14 protein-coding genes are annotated in these 15,228 nt (G+C 60.2%); 7 read left to right on the forward strand and 7 right to left on the reverse strand.

Annotation, left to right across the window (positions count from 1 at the left end):
* Positions 1-9 precede the first annotated feature (9 nt).
* Entirely contained in the window at positions 10-702 is a 693-nt protein-coding gene (locus Q1B27_RS15850; RefSeq protein ID WP_299848804.1) for an NAD-dependent deacylase, read from the forward strand.
* A 62-nt stretch (positions 703-764) separates the two neighbouring features.
* On the opposite strand, the gene rpmB is transcribed toward Q1B27_RS15850, so the two are convergent.
* The 4 genes from rpmB to Q1B27_RS15870 all read right to left on the reverse strand — a co-directional run bounded on the left by rpmB (position 765) and on the right by Q1B27_RS15870 (position 5,136).
* Positions 765-1,055, reverse strand: coding sequence for a 50S ribosomal protein L28 (gene rpmB / locus Q1B27_RS15855; protein WP_299848935.1), 291 nt, complete (start codon positions 1,053-1,055; stop codon positions 765-767).
* A 284-nt stretch (positions 1,056-1,339) separates the two neighbouring features.
* Positions 1,340-2,740, reverse strand: a complete 1,401-nt coding sequence (gene gndA, locus Q1B27_RS15860) for an NADP-dependent phosphogluconate dehydrogenase (protein WP_299848805.1) — start codon at positions 2,738-2,740, stop codon at positions 1,340-1,342.
* A 186-nt stretch (positions 2,741-2,926) separates the two neighbouring features.
* Positions 2,927-3,853, reverse strand: coding sequence for an ornithine carbamoyltransferase (argF, locus tag Q1B27_RS15865; protein WP_299848806.1), 927 nt, complete (start codon positions 3,851-3,853; stop codon positions 2,927-2,929).
* Between the two features lie 89 nt (positions 3,854-3,942).
* Positions 3,943-5,136: an aspartate aminotransferase family protein gene (locus Q1B27_RS15870; protein WP_299848807.1), complete on the reverse strand. Its 1,194-nt coding sequence runs from the start codon at positions 5,134-5,136 to the stop codon at positions 3,943-3,945.
* Positions 5,137-5,493: 357 nt separating this feature from the next.
* Between Q1B27_RS15870 and Q1B27_RS15875 the strand changes: the two genes are divergently transcribed.
* Positions 5,494-6,171: a hypothetical protein gene (locus Q1B27_RS15875; RefSeq protein ID WP_299848808.1), complete on the forward strand. Its 678-nt coding sequence runs from the start codon at positions 5,494-5,496 to the stop codon at positions 6,169-6,171.
* A gap of 67 nt (positions 6,172-6,238) precedes the next feature.
* Positions 6,239-7,126 (forward strand): DMT family transporter, encoded by an 888-nt coding sequence (locus Q1B27_RS15880; protein ID WP_299848809.1) that lies wholly within the window; start codon positions 6,239-6,241, stop codon positions 7,124-7,126.
* Here the strand turns inward: Q1B27_RS15880 and Q1B27_RS15885 are convergent.
* Entirely contained in the window at positions 7,123-7,926 is an 804-nt protein-coding gene (locus Q1B27_RS15885; protein WP_299848810.1) for an ABC transporter permease, read from the reverse strand. The two genes, Q1B27_RS15880 and Q1B27_RS15885, sit on opposite strands and share 4 nt — an antisense overlap.
* Before the next feature lie 129 nt (positions 7,927-8,055).
* Here Q1B27_RS15885 and Q1B27_RS15890 point away from each other — a divergent pair, with 129 nt between their 5' ends.
* On the forward strand, positions 8,056-8,628 hold the full coding sequence (locus Q1B27_RS15890; protein WP_299848811.1) for a GcrA family cell cycle regulator: 573 nt from the start codon (positions 8,056-8,058) through the stop codon (positions 8,626-8,628).
* 24 nt (positions 8,629-8,652) lie between these two features.
* Positions 8,653-9,498 (forward strand): PhzF family phenazine biosynthesis protein, encoded by an 846-nt coding sequence (locus Q1B27_RS15895; RefSeq protein ID WP_299848812.1) that lies wholly within the window; start codon positions 8,653-8,655, stop codon positions 9,496-9,498.
* Here Q1B27_RS15895 and Q1B27_RS15900 read toward each other — a convergent pair.
* Complete coding sequence (locus Q1B27_RS15900; RefSeq protein WP_299848813.1) at positions 9,489-10,268, reverse strand: isocitrate lyase/phosphoenolpyruvate mutase family protein; 780 nt, start codon at positions 10,266-10,268, stop codon at positions 9,489-9,491. The two genes, Q1B27_RS15895 and Q1B27_RS15900, sit on opposite strands and share 10 nt — an antisense overlap.
* A 464-nt stretch (positions 10,269-10,732) precedes the next feature.
* Between Q1B27_RS15900 and Q1B27_RS15905 the strand changes: the two genes are divergently transcribed.
* Positions 10,733-11,254: a hypothetical protein gene (locus Q1B27_RS15905; RefSeq protein WP_299848814.1), complete on the forward strand. Its 522-nt coding sequence runs from the start codon at positions 10,733-10,735 to the stop codon at positions 11,252-11,254.
* A 281-nt stretch (positions 11,255-11,535) separates the two neighbouring features.
* Here Q1B27_RS15905 and Q1B27_RS15910 read toward each other — a convergent pair whose 3' ends face one another.
* Complete coding sequence (locus Q1B27_RS15910; protein WP_299848815.1) at positions 11,536-13,521, reverse strand: AsmA family protein; 1,986 nt, start codon at positions 13,519-13,521, stop codon at positions 11,536-11,538.
* 105 nt (positions 13,522-13,626) lie between these two features.
* On the opposite strand from Q1B27_RS15910, the gene rimO reads away from it, so the two are divergent.
* Positions 13,627-15,000, forward strand: a complete 1,374-nt coding sequence (rimO, locus tag Q1B27_RS15915; RefSeq protein ID WP_299848816.1) for a 30S ribosomal protein S12 methylthiotransferase RimO — start codon at positions 13,627-13,629, stop codon at positions 14,998-15,000.
* Positions 15,001-15,228 lie beyond the last annotated feature (228 nt).

A 15,228-nucleotide genomic window follows, 5' to 3' on the forward strand; every position in this document is an offset into this window, starting at 1 on the left:
GGAGAGTATATGGAAAAGATCGTCATATTGACTGGCGCTGGAATTTCTGCGGAAAGCGGGCTTGGCACGTTTCGCGACGCAGGCGGCATCTGGGCGCAGCACGCGGTCGAAGATGTGGCCACCCCCGAGGGTTTCACGCGCGACCCACATCTGGTGCATCGGTTCTACAACGCCCGGCGTGAAAAAGCAGCAGGCGTCGCGCCCAATTCAGCCCACCTGGCGTTGGCGCGGCTGGAACACGAGTATTCGGGCGAGGTGGTGATCGTGACCCAGAATGTCGATGCCCTGCACGAGGGCGCAGGCTCTACCCACATCATCCATATGCATGGCGCCCTTGCCGGCGCTCTCTGTGCGGCATGCGGTCATCGCTGGCCTGCGCCGCTAAAGATGGACACAAACGACCCCTGCCCGGCCTGTAGCGTTCCTGCAACCCGGCCCGACGTGGTCTGGTTCGGAGAAACCCCCTATGAGATGGAGGCAATCTGGGCCCATTTGGAAGAGGCCGATCTATTTGCAGCGATCGGAACCTCAGGCAATGTCTATCCCGCGGCTGCTTTCGCCCAACATGCCGGACGCGCCGGGGCTCATACGGTCGAGCTGAATTTGGAGCCATCTACCAATGTCCGTGATTTTGCCGAACTGCACCACGGCCCCGCTGGCACAATCGTCCCATTGTGGGTCGATGAGCTTCTAAGACACTAATTACAAAATAAAAACGACCCCACCAATTCAGGCAGGGCCGTTCAAACTCGAAAGCAGAAAGGTCAGGCGTTGGCAGCCTGCGCCTTTGCAATCTCTTTTTTGACTTTCAGTGCGTTGGCCGACAATTCGGTATCCTTGGCCTTCGCAAGATATGAGTCCAGCCCACCACGGTGATCGACACTGCGCAGCGCGGCGGCGGTGATGCGCAGCTTGATACCGCGTTTCAGAGTTTCCGATTGCAGGGTAACGTCGTTCAGGTTCGGCAGGTACCGACGACGGGTTTTGTTGTTGGCGTGGCTGGAGTTGTTGCCAACCATCGGGCCTTTTCCGGTCAGTTCGCAGCGGCGCGACATGGGGTCATCCTCTTCCAGTGCTCTGGGCATCCGCGCCCTTTTCAATACAAACGGGCGCGTGCCGACGGCAGCGCCCCGAATTCCGTTTGCGGTCTTTAGGCCCAAACCCCCGGGGCGTCAAGGGATTCGTCCCGATTTATAACCTCGCGCGACCCCACTTTCTTCAAAACCATCTCTTCTCTCGTAACGGCATGTCACGCCCGACATAGGCGCCCCGAGGAGGAGGCCGGAGGCGGACGACGAGAGATCAGGCGTGCGCGCCAGTGCACTCGATAAAACAAGGGTTAATCCCACCAGGGACCGTGGTGCTTTCCCTCTTCGCCCAATCGTTCGAACCCATGATGACCAAAGAAGTCACGTTGTACCTGGATGATGTTGGCTGTGCCATATCCCTGACGGATCGTGTCATACCAACTGAGCGCCGCAGCCATCGCAGGCACGGCGTGACCTCCGTTTACGGCGGCGGCAACGACATGCCGCAAAGCAGGGACACATTTTTCCAGAAGCGTCGCCATTTGAGGCGCCAGGATCAATTGCCCTGCTGGCAAATCTCCCCGGAACGCGTCGGAAATATCATCCAGAAGCGCAGAGCGGATGATGCAGCCGGCGCGCCAGATTTCGGCAATCCGGGCGTAGTCCAGGGCCCACTCATATTCCTCGGAGGCCGCTGCCAGAAGGCGAAAACCCTGTGCATAGCCCAGAATGCGCACTGCCAGAAACGCATCTGCCAATGTGACCTCATCCAGGTTCAGCTCGGATCGTCGGCCGCTCAGGATTTTCTGGGCGGTCACTCTGGTTTCTTTCTCGGATGACCAACTGCGCGCCCCGACCGCTGCTTCGATCATATTGGCCGATTGACCCAGCCTGACCGCTTCGACCACTGTCCAGCGTCCGGTGCCTTTTTGACCGGCGGCGTCTTTGATCACATCCACCATCGGATGACCCGTCTTGGGGTCATCAAATTGCAAAGTTTTTCCTGTTATTTCAACAAGGTAGGATTTCAAACGCCCCTGATCCCACCGCTCAAACATCTGCCCGATCTCAGCCGGTGCCCAAGCAGCCCCATTGCGCAGCAGCCCGTAAATTTCGGCAATGACCTGCATTTCCGCATATTCGATCCCGTTATGAACGGTCTTTACGAAATGCCCGGCCCCATCCGGGCCCAGATGATCAACGCAAGGGTCGCCTTCGAACTTTGCTGCAATAGAAACAAGGACTTCGCGGAGTTGTTGCCAGCTATGTTCAGTTCCGCCAACCATCATCGAGGGACCGTGGCGGGCGCCCTTTTCACCGCCGGATACACCCATGCCCACGAAATGGATGTCCTGCCCGGCCAGCGCGGCCGAGCGTCTGCGGGTTTGGTGAAAATCGGCGTTGCCGCCGTCGATGATCGTGTCGCCGGACGACAAGAGCGGCGCGATGGCCTCGATCATCAAATCCATCGGCCTGCCCGAGGGGATCATGAACAAGATGACGCGGGGCGCATCCAATCCTGCCACAAATTCCTCAATCTTTTCATAAGGATGCAGCTTCTCCGCCAAATCACCCGACTCGGCCACGAAATCCGAAATCCAGTCAGTCTCGCGGTTGGTCACCGCCACGTGAAAGCCCTTTTCGGCCATGTTCAGCGCCAATGCGCTGCCCATTGTACCAAGCCCATACACCCCGATCTGTGCCTTTGACATGCGAAACCCTGTACCCTGCTCTGCTCATCTTAAGGCTAGGGGTTGAGGCGGGATTTGCAAGGGTGTCTGTCCGCCGGATATATCGGCGCGCAAGGCAAGGTGGCGGTGTAAACTATTTACACAACGTACGCGGATTGTGTACACAATCGCCCCGCGCCATGATGCCCGGCGCAGGGCATTGGCGGATCAGACCCCCAGACACCAGCGCATGACCGCTTTTTGCGCGTGCAGCCGATTTTCAGCCTCGTCGAAGACGACTGAGTTGGGACCGTCCATAACCGAAGAGGTCGCCTCTTCCTCGCGGTGGGCAGGCAGACAATGCATGAAAAGCGCGTCGGGTTTGGCAGCGGCCATCAATTCGTCATTCACCTGATAAGGGCGCAGCATGTTGTGACGGCGTTCCTTGGCAGACTGGCTGTCATGCATCGAGACCCAGGTATCGGTCACCACCAGATCGGCACCTTCGACGGCCTTGAACGGATCACGTTCGACGATGACAGTGCTGCCGGCCTTGCGAGCGAGGCCCATGAACACATCCTCGGGGTCAAGCTGGGCCGGGCCGGTAAAGGTGAGGTCAAAGCCGAACTGCGCGGCCGCGTGCAGGAAAGAGGCGCAAACATTGTTGCCATCCCCGGACCAGACGACCTTTTTGCCTTTGATTGGGCCGCGATGTTCCTCGTAGGTCATCACGTCGGCCATGATCTGGCAGGGATGGGTGCGGTCGGTCAGCCCGTTGATCACCGGCACGTCGGCATACTCGGCCATTTCCATCAGCACGGTTTCGTCAAAGGTCCGGATCATGATCAGATCCACGTAACGAGACAACACGCGGGCCGTGTCGGCGATGGTTTCACCATGCCCAAGCTGCATGTCGGTGCCCGAAAGCACCATCGTGGTCCCCCCCATCTGGCGCACGCCCACATCAAAGCTGACGCGGGTCCGGGTCGAGGGTTTTTCGAAGATCAGCGCCACCACGTGCCCCGCCAGCGGTTGGACATCGTCAGGCGTGCCGCGCGGACGGCCCAGGCGCGCAGTTTTCATGTCCTGGGCCTGATCGATGATCGACCGCAGGGATGCCGGGTCGGTTTTGTGGATGTCTAGAAAATGGTTCATGTCGTATCGCTTTGTATTGAGCCGGGTGGGGCGTCGCCCCTGATCGCCTATTGGTGATCCGCCCGGCGTATTTTGAGAAAGATGGAGGGTCAGGCGGTGGCCTTTTGCGCGGCGGCTTCGACCGCGTTGGCAGCGGCGGACAGGCGCGCGATGGCGTCGCTGATCTCATCCTCGGAAATATTGAGCGGCGGCAGCAGGCGGATCACGTTATCGGCGGCCGGTACGGTGATCAATTCAGCCGCATAGGCCGCGTTGACCAGATCAACATTGGCCGCCTTGCATTTGAGGCCCAGCATCAGGCCCTGACCGCGCACGCTGTCAAATATTTCGGGATGATCGGCAACCAACCCTTCAAGCTTTTGCCGCAGAAGGCCCGCCTTGCGGTTGACCCGTGCCAGAAAGGCGGGATCGGCGACGATATCAACGACCGCACAGCCCACGGCGCAGGCCAGCGGGTTACCGCCATAGGTGGACCCGTGCGTGCCGGCGACCATGCCACTGGCGGCGTGCTCATTGGCCAGCACCGCGCCCAGCGGAAACCCTCCGCCGATACCCTTGGCGACCATCATGATGTCGGGATCAACCCCGGCCCATTCATGGGCAAAAAGCCGCCCGGTGCGACCCATGCCGCATTGCACCTCGTCAAAGATCAGCAGAAGCCCGTGTTCGTCACAAAGATCGCGCAGACCCTTGAGGCATTGATCAGGCAGCGGGCGAATCCCACCTTCGCCCTGCACCGGTTCGATCAGGATGGCGGCGGTCTTATCGGTGATGGCGGCGGCCACCGCATCGTGATCGTTCCAGGGCAGGTTTTTGAAACCCGGCAGGGTCGGGCCAAACCCCTTGGTCATCTTTTCCGACCCCGCAGCGGCGATCCCGGCGGCAGAGCGGCCGTGGAATGCCCCTTCGAACGTGAGGATCTCGACCCGCTCGGGCTGGCCCGCATCGTGGAAGTGCTTGCGTGCCATCTTGACGGCTAGTTCGCATGCCTCGGTGCCGGAATTGGTAAAGAAAACCGTATCGGCAAAGCTATTATCCACCAGCTTGTCGGCCAATGCCTGTTGCTGCGGGATATGATAGAGGTTCGACGTATGCCAGAGCGCGTTGCCCTGATCGGTCAGCGCCTTGACCAGCGCCGGATGGGCATGGCCCAGGGCATTGACCGCAATTCCCGCGCCCAGATCCAGAAATCGGCGCCCATCCTTTTCGATCAGCCAGCTGCCCTCGCCTTTGACAAAGGTGAGCGCGGCGCGGTTATAGGTCGGCAGAACGGTCGGGATCATGGTCAAAATCCTTTTGGTCGAGAAGCCCAAAGAGTTGCCTTACGGCTGGGGCCAAGTCAATGATTTCCGGGGGTGATGCGCCGGGTGGGCGCGGGATCAAACAGGCAGCGGGACGTCAGGCGCGAATGCGTCGGCGTCGGGACTGGATATATGTGTAGCCTGTGATCATGGGGCCGCTTTAGCCGGTTCTTTACGCAACGTGAAGCATTAATTCGACCGGGCCGGGTTTTGCCATGATCACCGCACGGTCACGCGGATGTGTTCCACGGCCATAAATCCCCCACATTTCAGTCACTACCCTTCCTTCCCACGCACGTATCCAGACCGGAATTCCAGGACGTCATACAGGATCAAAAGATGCGTAAATTATTGATATTACTGTTAGTCACTGCGGCAACCATTTATGTGATGCCCGGCATTTTTACAGCGCGCCAATTGGCCAACGAACATTATGAGAAGGCCGCGCAACTTATTACGACGGCAAAAGAAGACCGTAAATCCTCGATTGATTTCAGCGAATTGACGCATCTGCGGCAATTGCCGCCAACGATCCTGGAAATCGAAGATCTTTACTCGCTTAATCTGGACGGAACAGAAATCGCATCGCTTGAGATCGTCGCACAACTGCCAGCGCTGGCACGGCTGTCGATCCGCGAAACACCGGTAACCGATCTGACCCCGCTTGCCCGGCTGAAAAACCTGCATTCTCTCGATATCGGGAAAAGCCGGGTTCGAAACCTGGAGCCTCTGGCCCAGATCGAATATCTGGCGACGCTGGACATCGGGACAACCGAAATCCTGTCACTTGAACCGCTGACACGCGCGAAATTTCTGCTCTGGGTCAACCTGCATCGCAGCTATGCGATGGATGGCTCAAAGCAGCATTACGACAGGCTGCACCAGCTTGTTCCCGAGGTTTATAATGGCTCGGCCTTCAAGCAGAATTATGTGCCGGGGCAACTCTACCTGATCACGACCCGGTTAAACCGGTTGGCGACGGATCTTTATCTGCCGGAACCGTTCCCCCGCTCCTGACATAAATCGTCAGGGCCGGGGCATTTCCCGCTTGCGGCCTGTCCTGTATCGGATCAAGCGTTGACGCATGTTTGAACCCCGCGCCCAGAACCCGGCCATGGCGGCATCGCTGACGCTGTTGGCGGCGTCCTTTGCAGCCGGAACAACGCTGATGGCCAAGGCGTTGGGAACGGGCGTGCTGGGCCCTGAGATGCCGGCGCTACAGATCAGTTTCGGGCGGTTCCTGTTTGCGCTGATGACCATCGGGACTTTCGTGGTACTGACGCGGCCCCGGTTCACGCGGGTGCATCTGCCGCTGCATGTGGGCCGCTCAGCGCTCGGTTGGGGTGGGGTCACGTTGATGTTCGCCGCCGCCGCCTTCATCCCCCTGTCGGATGCCACGGCGATCAGTTTCCTCAACCCGGTCTTCGCGATGATGCTGGCCATCCCGCTTCTGGGTGAGAAGGTCGGACCGGTCCGCTGGTCCGCCGCGATCATCGCCCTGCTGGGGGCGGCGATCCTGACCCGGCCCGGCGATGGCGCGCTGGAATTCGGCGCGTTTCTGGCGCTTGGCTCGGCGCTGCTCTTGGGGACCGAGGTGATCCTGATCAAACGTCTGTCGGGCCGCGAGGCACCGGTTCAGATATTGTTGATCAACAACGCCATTGGCCTGTGCATCGCCAGTGTCGCCGCCAGTTTCGTCTGGATCTGGCCCACGCCCGCGCAATGGGCGGCGATGGCGGGGATTGGCATCTTGATGGCAGGCGCGCAGGCCTGTTTCGTCAATGCGATGGCACGGGCGGATGCCAGTTTCGTTGCCCCGTTTTTCTATGCCGCGCTGGTCTTTGCCGCGCTTTACGACTGGGCCGTTTTCGGGGTGGTGCCCGATGCGGTCTCAGCCTCCGGGGCGGGGATCATTCTGGGTGGCGCGGCCCTGCTGGCCTGGCGCGAGGCCGCGCTGCGGCGCAAGACCTAGGCCTTGAGCCGGTAGCCGCGCGCGAACATCAACAGGGCAATCAGCGAGATGGCGAGGGTTGCGGCCACGACCACCACAAGACCCAGTAAGGGCGCGCTGTCCGAGACGCCGATCATGCCATAGCGCATGCCGTCGATCAGGTAGAAGATCGGGTTGAAATGGGTGATCTGGCGCAGAACCGGCGGCAATGCCTCGACCGAGTAGAACGTGCCCGACAGGAAGGCCAGCGGCGTCACGATAAAATTGGTGATCGCCGCCATCTGGTCGAACTTGTTGGCAAAGATGCCCGCGACCATACCCAAAGCGCCCAGCAACGCAGACCCCAGGATAACGTAGCAGAGTGCCCAGATCGGATGCTGCACGCCGATGCCAAGGAACACCCACAGACCCAGCGAGATCGCGACGGCCACCATCAACCCGCGACCAATCCCACCGGCCAGATAGCCCAGCACCATTTCGGCAGGTGACAGCGGCGGCATCAGCGTATCGACGATATTGCCCTGCACCTTGGCGATCACGATCGACGACGAGGTATTGGCGAAAGCGTTCTGGATGACCGTCATCATCAGGATGCCCGGCGCGAGGAAAGTCATGAAATCGACGCCCATCACATCGCCCCGGCGCGGACCAATCGCGATGGTGAAGATCATCAAGAATAGCCCCGCCGTCACCAGCGGGGCCATCAATGTCTGCGTCCAGACGGCCATGAAACGCTGCACCTCGCGGCTGGCCAATGTCGCCAGACCCAGCCAATTGATCCGCCCAAAGCGGCGCGATCCCATTTCAAAGTCTTCTGCCATTCGATTTGCCCGTTTATTCGCCGATTCGATGCCTTGTAACTCAGCCGTGAGTGACTAGAATAGGGCGCTGATGGATTTTTACAGGGCGGCAGGTCAAACCGGGCCGCCTTTTGAGATAAGGAACGGGGCATGTCCTGGAGCGATGAGCGCGTAGAACTGCTGAAAAAAATGTGGGGCGAGGGCCAGTCGGCCAGCCAGATCGCCAAGGAACTGGGTGGCGTCACGCGCAATGCCGTGATCGGTAAAGTGCACCGGCTTGGGCTGTCGAACCGCAATGGATCGGGCGGCAGCGCCGACAAATCCGAGGCCAAGGCGAAAACGACTACCAAACCATCCAAACCCAAGGCCGCCCCGAAGGCCGCGCCCAAGCCGCAGCCCAAGACCGAATCCGCGGCCCCGCCGCCGATCCCGGCAAGCCGGATCAAACCGATCATCCCGGCCGGTCAGCCGCTGCCGCCGCAACCCTCGACCAACGAGATCGACCCGGCGGCGCTCGCCAAGGTCAACGAGGTCGAGAAGAAAGCCAAGAAGCTGACCCTGATGGAGCTGACCGAACGTACCTGCAAATGGCCCGTGGGTGATCCGGCGACGCCGGATTTCTGGTTCTGCGGGTTGCCGGTACAAGCAGGCAAACCCTATTGCGAGGCGCATGTGGGCGTGGCGTTCCAGCCGATGAGTTCACGCCGCGACCGTCGTCGGTAAGACGGGCCATGCCGTGAGGCGGATATGACCACACGGCGTTTCGTTCAGTGCGATGTATTCTCTTCCGTGCCGATCAAGGGCAACGGGCTGGCTGTTGTCGTCGATGGTGACGGGCTGAGCGATCGCCAGATGCAGGAGTTTGCCGCCTGGACCAACTTGGCGGAAACTACCTTTTTGCAAGCGCCCACTGACCCGCAAGCGGATTACAAGCTGCGCATATTCTCTCCCGCGCGCGAGATGCTGTTTGCCGGTCACCCGACGCTGGGCAGCTGTGCCGCGTGGCTGCATGCGGGCGGCGTGCCCAAGGATGCGGGGATCATCCAGCAGGAATGCGCGATCGGGCTGGTTCCGATTGACATGCGCGGCCCCGTGCCCGCCTTCGTCGCCCCGCCGACCCCGATTGCCCCCCTGCCTGACGCCAACCGCGCGCGGCTGATCGCAGCACTTGGGTTGGATGACAGCGACGTGATACGCAGCGCGCATCTGACGAACGGTCCGGAATGGCAGGTGCTGGAACTGAAGAACGCGCAGGCGGTACTGGATGTCGATGCGTCGAACGTGCGCTGGCCCGAATATCAGGGGGTCAGCCTGATCGGTGCCCACGCGTCCGGTAGCGACTGCGATTACGAGGTGCGCAATGTGTCACCCTCCAGCGGGATGAATGAGGACCCGATCACCGGATCGCTCAATTCTGCACTGGCGATGTGGATGCATCACGAGGGCCGTCTGACGCGGGATATCGTTGTGGCGCAGGGTACATGCCTGGGCCGGTTGGGCCGGGTCTATATCTCGGTTGATGCGCAACATCCGGGCCGCGTGCTGATTGGTGGTGAAACCCGGATCGTGATCGAAGGAACGGTTCAGCTCTGATCGCGGTAGCCGATGGCGGCGCGGGCCTGATCCTCCAGCCAGTTGACCATTTGTTTGTAGGGCACCGGGCCATAGCTGATCCGTGCGGCGCCGAGTTCGGCCAGCCGAGCCGGGCCGGGCACATGCGGCAGCGCAATGATATTCACCGGTAGTGGGCAGTCGGCGCAAAGCCGCGCGATCTGCGTCTCATCCGCCAGACCGGGAGCGAAAAACCCACTGGCCCCGGCAGCGGCATAGGCATGGGCGCGGGCAAGGGCGTCGTCCAGCATCGCATCGGTATGAGCGTCGGGTTTGGCCTTGAGAAAGATATCGGTGCGAGCGTTGATGAACACATCCGAGGCGATAGCATCGACCGCCTCGCGCGCTGCGGTAATCCGCGCAGCCTGGGTATCGGCGTCATAAAGGCCGTCACCGCCGACGATCTGATCTTCGAAATTGAAACCCACCGCCCCGGCGCGGATGGTCATGGCGGCGGTTTCAGCCACCTCGGCCGGGGTGATGCCATATCCGCCCTCGATATCCGCCGTGACCGGCAGATCGACCGTATCCACGATGCGCGACAGGTTATCCAGCATCATCGCAAGCGGGATTTTCTGCCCGTCGGCAAACCCGTGCGCCATTGCCACCGGGGCACTGCCTGTGGCTAACGCTTTGGCCCCCGCCGCCGCAACGGCCTTGGCGCTGCCTGGATCCCAGATGTTATAGAGAATGACCGGATCGGCCTTGACATGAAGTGCGGCGAAGGCCTGGGTTTTGCTGGAATTGTTCATGGGGTCCTCCATCTTTTTGCGGCAATCTAGGGCGGGCGCCTGCCGGGCAAAAGCTGAAAGCACCTGGATCAAGTGAACGTGACAAGGCCGGGGCATCCTGGGTTGCCGGGCCGTGGTTGGCAACGGTTTATGGAATTGTTGGTGCAGAAGCAGTTGCGCTATCAATTTTTTCAACCTAGGGTAGTCACAAACATCTTAAAGACGCCCATGATTTCAAAGCTTTCCGACATCCCTTGTGCTGAATGCCCCAATCTGACCGCGCCCGTTATAACGGGTCTGGCCGGAGTAGTCCGACGCCCGTCTGCGGCGGTTCCGGCCCGTCCACGGCACCAGCGACAGGCACGGAAAATACATCAAAGCCACGCTTTCCCGCCATTTTGCCACGATGCAAAATCCTGCGCTGCCCCATTCACATAATCGGCAGCGTCCAAATCCTGTTGAAACCAGAAACCGGAGTACTGAAAATGACCATTGGAAAACTCACCACCGTTCTATGTGCCGCGTTGATTGCAGCCCCCGCCTTTGCTGGCGAAGAAAGCGTTCTGCCCGCCAGCGGTGACGAGATCGAAAAATACCGCAATGCCGGCGACTGGACGATTTACAAGAACATGACCCAGCAAAGCTGCTTTACCGTGAAAGCCGGGGAAACCACGGCGGTGCAGCTGGGACTGACCAAGGACAAGCAGTTTGGCTATATCGGGGTCTTCATGAAAGGCGCCGATGTGGCCGAGGAAAATCAGGCCGTGGCTGTGGCCGTCAATGACAATATCTATGTCGGCGAGGCCGGATCGGCGACGCATCTGACCGATGACTACAAGGGCGGCTATGTGCTGGCCAATGACAAGCAATTGCGTCTGGACCTGGAAAAAGCGGCCGAGTTGATCGCCTTCCCGGAATCGGCGAATGTGGTCACGGTTGACCTGAAAGGGTCAGGCAACGCGATCTACGAGGCCCGCAAGTGCAATGACGAGATGCAGGGCGGATAAGCACGCTCAGCCGGGGACGCGGGGCCATTTCGGCCCGTCTTGACCGGCCTGAGCTGGCAACAACCTTCCAAAAGAGGCCCCTTCGCAGATACGTGAGGGGGCCTTTTTTCTTGCGGCGCATGGATGGTTCCCTGATCGGTTTCAATCCTTGCGTCCGGCCAGACCGATCAGAACGGTAGCACCCTGCACCCCTCGCAATGTTGGATTATAAGTCGTTTTCACCACTTTCCGCCCCCGAGCACCACTGGCGCAGGGCAAGATGAGGCGCGGCTTTTTCGGGATCAGTCGAAGAGTTTGAAAATCTCTTTCGCCGCATCCTTTTCAAGCTTTTTACGCACCGCGTCTTCGACCGATTGCCCCTCTTCCGTCTTCACGCCCAGTTCTTTTTCAAGCCGTTTGTTGACCTCTTTTCGGGCCTTCTTCTCAAGCTTTTTCTTTTCTTCCTTGAGGTTCAGGTCGATGGCCTTTTCCAGATCGGGGGTGAAACGGGGGTTGGACCAGGGGCCGTGGATACGCACCGGGATGGCAAGGCCCCGGTCTTTCTTGCCGGTCAGGATCGTCGGCGTAAACGTATAGTCGATGTCCTGATTGCCCAGCCCGATCCGGCCCGCGCCCGTGGCTTTGGCCAGTGGCATCGACATGGTCAGATCATTGTTCTGCATCTGCCCGCCCGAAATGATGAAACTGGCGCTCATCCGGTCGAACACGGTGGTGCCGCCGGTGCCGTTGCCCGAGCGCATCAGCTTATCCAGGTCAAAGCCGCTGATATGGCCCTTGCCGGTGCGGACAGACGCGCTGCCCTTGAGGCTTTTCATGATCGCATCGACAGAGGCGCCCACGCCCAAGAATTTCAACGAAGCCGCACCGCTGGTCGAGAACCGGCCAATCCCGGCGGCATCGGTCAGCAAGGTTTTCATGTTGATGCCCTTGGCATTCATGTCGCCCCCGACCGACAGGCCACTGCGGTTATTGACGACGAACTCGCCCGAAACCAACCCGCCATAGCCGTTGAGCTCGCTCAGGTCGAACACCGCGCGGGATTTGTGGATGGTGGTCAGGATGCGGGTCTTGCCGAAATTGAAGGTGCCGAAATCAAGCGCACTGGCAACCAGCGCAATCTTGCCATCCAAGAGGCCCAGGGCGCTGGCATCAATGCGGTCCTTGGACCAGCCGGTGCTGACCGCGGTGCCTGTCGTGGTCGCCCCCCCACCCGATCCCCCTGATCCGCCGGCACCCGTGCTGTTACCGCTGGCAAGCGCCGACAGGTCGAGCGCACCCGCACGAAGCTGCGCATTCACCTTTGGCCGCGCACCTGCCAGATTGACGTCGGCAGCGATGTTCAGGCTGTTATGGTCCAGTTTCAATGAACCGTCCCGCAGCGTGATGCGCATGTCATCGGTGATTGTCAGATCGCCTTTGGCGGTGATCGCGCGGCCCAGCCCTTTGGGGATATCGACGCCGCTGATCCCGACCGCGCCCAGGAATTTCGCGGTGTCCTTCAGGTCGGCGTTGAACGCGCCTGCCAGTTGCGGCAGGGTCGCGCCCCGGCCATCAAAACTGAGACTGCCGCCCGGCGCCGTAAGCGTGGCCTGCATTTCAGAGATACCGCCTTCGATGAATTTGGCGACGGTGCCCAACGCACCGCTGATCTTGACATCCTGGCCGGTGGGGCGCAGCACGGCGTCAAACGTGGCCTCCCCCTGATAGGCGGGCCAGCGCAGGTCCAGATCGGAATTGGCCAATGTGTTCTGCTGGCCGGTGCCGTGGTCGATATATCTGAGCGTGGCGCCGGTGATCAGCGCCCGGTCCAGCGTCAGGGCCAGCGTCCGCGACTGCGCAGGTTTTCCCGGTTCGGCCGCCTTGCCCGAGGGCGCGACACCTTCGACCCCAAGCTCCCAATTGACACGACCATCCGCAGCGCGTTCCAGCAAGATCGTGGGGTTCACGGCCTCAAGCCCAGTGATACGGATATCGCCACCCCACAACACCGATGGGTCAACGCCCACCTTGAAACTGTCGGCGCTGATCATCGGGCCGGCCTCGGACCAGCCGGCATTGGCCACCGCGACCTTGCCTGTGCTGATGCCCAGAACCGGATAGAAGCTGAGCCTTGTCTCGCCCGCCATCGTTACCTGCCGGCCGGTCATGGCGCTGATCTGGTCGGCGGCGATCTTGGCGATCCGGTCGCCCGGCAGGAAGAACAGCGCGCCCAACACGATCGCCGCCATCACCAGCACCAGCCCCAAAAGGCGAATGATCCATTTCATGACACGCTCCCACACCTCGTTTTACAAGAAATGTAGGGCGCTGCGGGTCTGCCAACAACCGCTTTCCCCTTCCCGCCGGGAATTGAGCGATGTATAGGCGACCGCATGAGCACCAACCCTCCTGATCTGCGCCCCGATCTGGCGCGCGCGCGCATCGCTGACGCGCCCCGCAAGGGCCAGCCGACCATCGGCATGGTCTCATTGGGGTGTCCCAAGGCACTGGTGGACAGCGAGCGTATCCTGACCCGTCTGCGCGCCGAAGGGTACGGGATTTCGCCAGATTATTCCGGCGCCGAAGCGGTGATCGTGAACACTTGCGGGTTTCTCGACAGTGCCAAGGCTGAAAGTCTTGAGGCGATCGGTGAGGCGCTTTCGGAAAATGGCCGTGTCATCGTGACGGGCTGCCTTGGGGCCGAGCCTGAGTATATCACCGGGGTGCATCCGCGCGTGCTGGCAGTGACCGGCCCGCAGCAATACGAGCAGGTGCTTGATGCCGTGCATCAGGCCGTCCCGCCCAGCCCCGATCCGTTTGTCGATCTGCTGCCAGGTTCAGGCGTGAAACTGACGCCGCGGCATTACAGCTACCTCAAGATTTCTGAAGGCTGCAATCACAAGTGCAAGTTCTGCATCATCCCGGATATGCGCGGCCGTCTGGCCAGTCGTCCGGCCCATGCGGTCCTGCGCGAGGCCGAGAAACTGGTTGAAAACGGCGTCAGGGAACTGCTGGTGATTTCGCAGGACACCTCGGCCTATGGTGTTGATATCAAACATGCCGAGGATCACGGCCATCGCGCCCATATCACCGACCTGGCCCGTGACCTGGGTTCTCTGGGGGCCTGGGTTCGGTTGCATTACGTCTACCCCTACCCGCATGTGCGCCAACTGATCCCGCTGATGGCCGACGGTCTGGTGCTGCCCTATCTGGATATTCCGTTTCAGCATGCCCACCCGGATGTCCTGCGCCGCATGGCCCGCCCTGCCGCTGCCGCGAAAACCCTGGATGAGATTGCCGCCTGGCGCGGGGTCTGCCCGGATATCACCCTGCGCAGCACCTTCATCGTCGGTTATCCCGGCGAAACCGAGGCCGAATTCCAGACCCTGCTTGATTGGATGGATGAGGCGCAACTGGATCGCGTCGGCTGTTTCAAATACGAGAATGTCGATGGCGCGCGCTCGAACGCGCTGCCGGACCATGTACCCGAAGAGGTCAAGCAGGATCGCTGGGACCGCTTCATGGAAAAGGCCCAGGCGATTTCAGTGCAAAAGCTTGCGGCCAAGGTCGGGTCTCTGCAATCCGTGATTGTCGATGATATCGACGAAGACGGCATCGCCACCTGTCGCACCAAGGCCGACGCGCCAGAGATTGATGGCAACCTTTTCATTGATGAAGGCACAGAGGATCTGTCGGTGGGTGATATCGTCACGGTCGAGGTCGACGAGGCCGGGGAATATGATTTGTGGGGCGCTTTGAAAGCCTGAAAAAGTTAATTTTCCGGGCTTCAATCGCCAGGATTTTCCAAAACGACTCAGTCAGATTGGCACCGTACGGGCGGTTAACCGCCTTTGGACCAATTCGGAAAACTGTGTCTTCCGTGCACTAAATATGCCTGTTTTCATTGACCCACCCCCAAGTTGCCGCAACGGAAACAAAGAATTGACACATTTCCGGTAGGCTGAAGCCATGATCTTGAGGTAAAATATTAACAG

The organism is uncultured Roseovarius sp. (assembly GCF_947489715.1).
Taxonomy (GTDB): domain Bacteria; phylum Pseudomonadota; class Alphaproteobacteria; order Rhodobacterales; family Rhodobacteraceae; genus Roseovarius.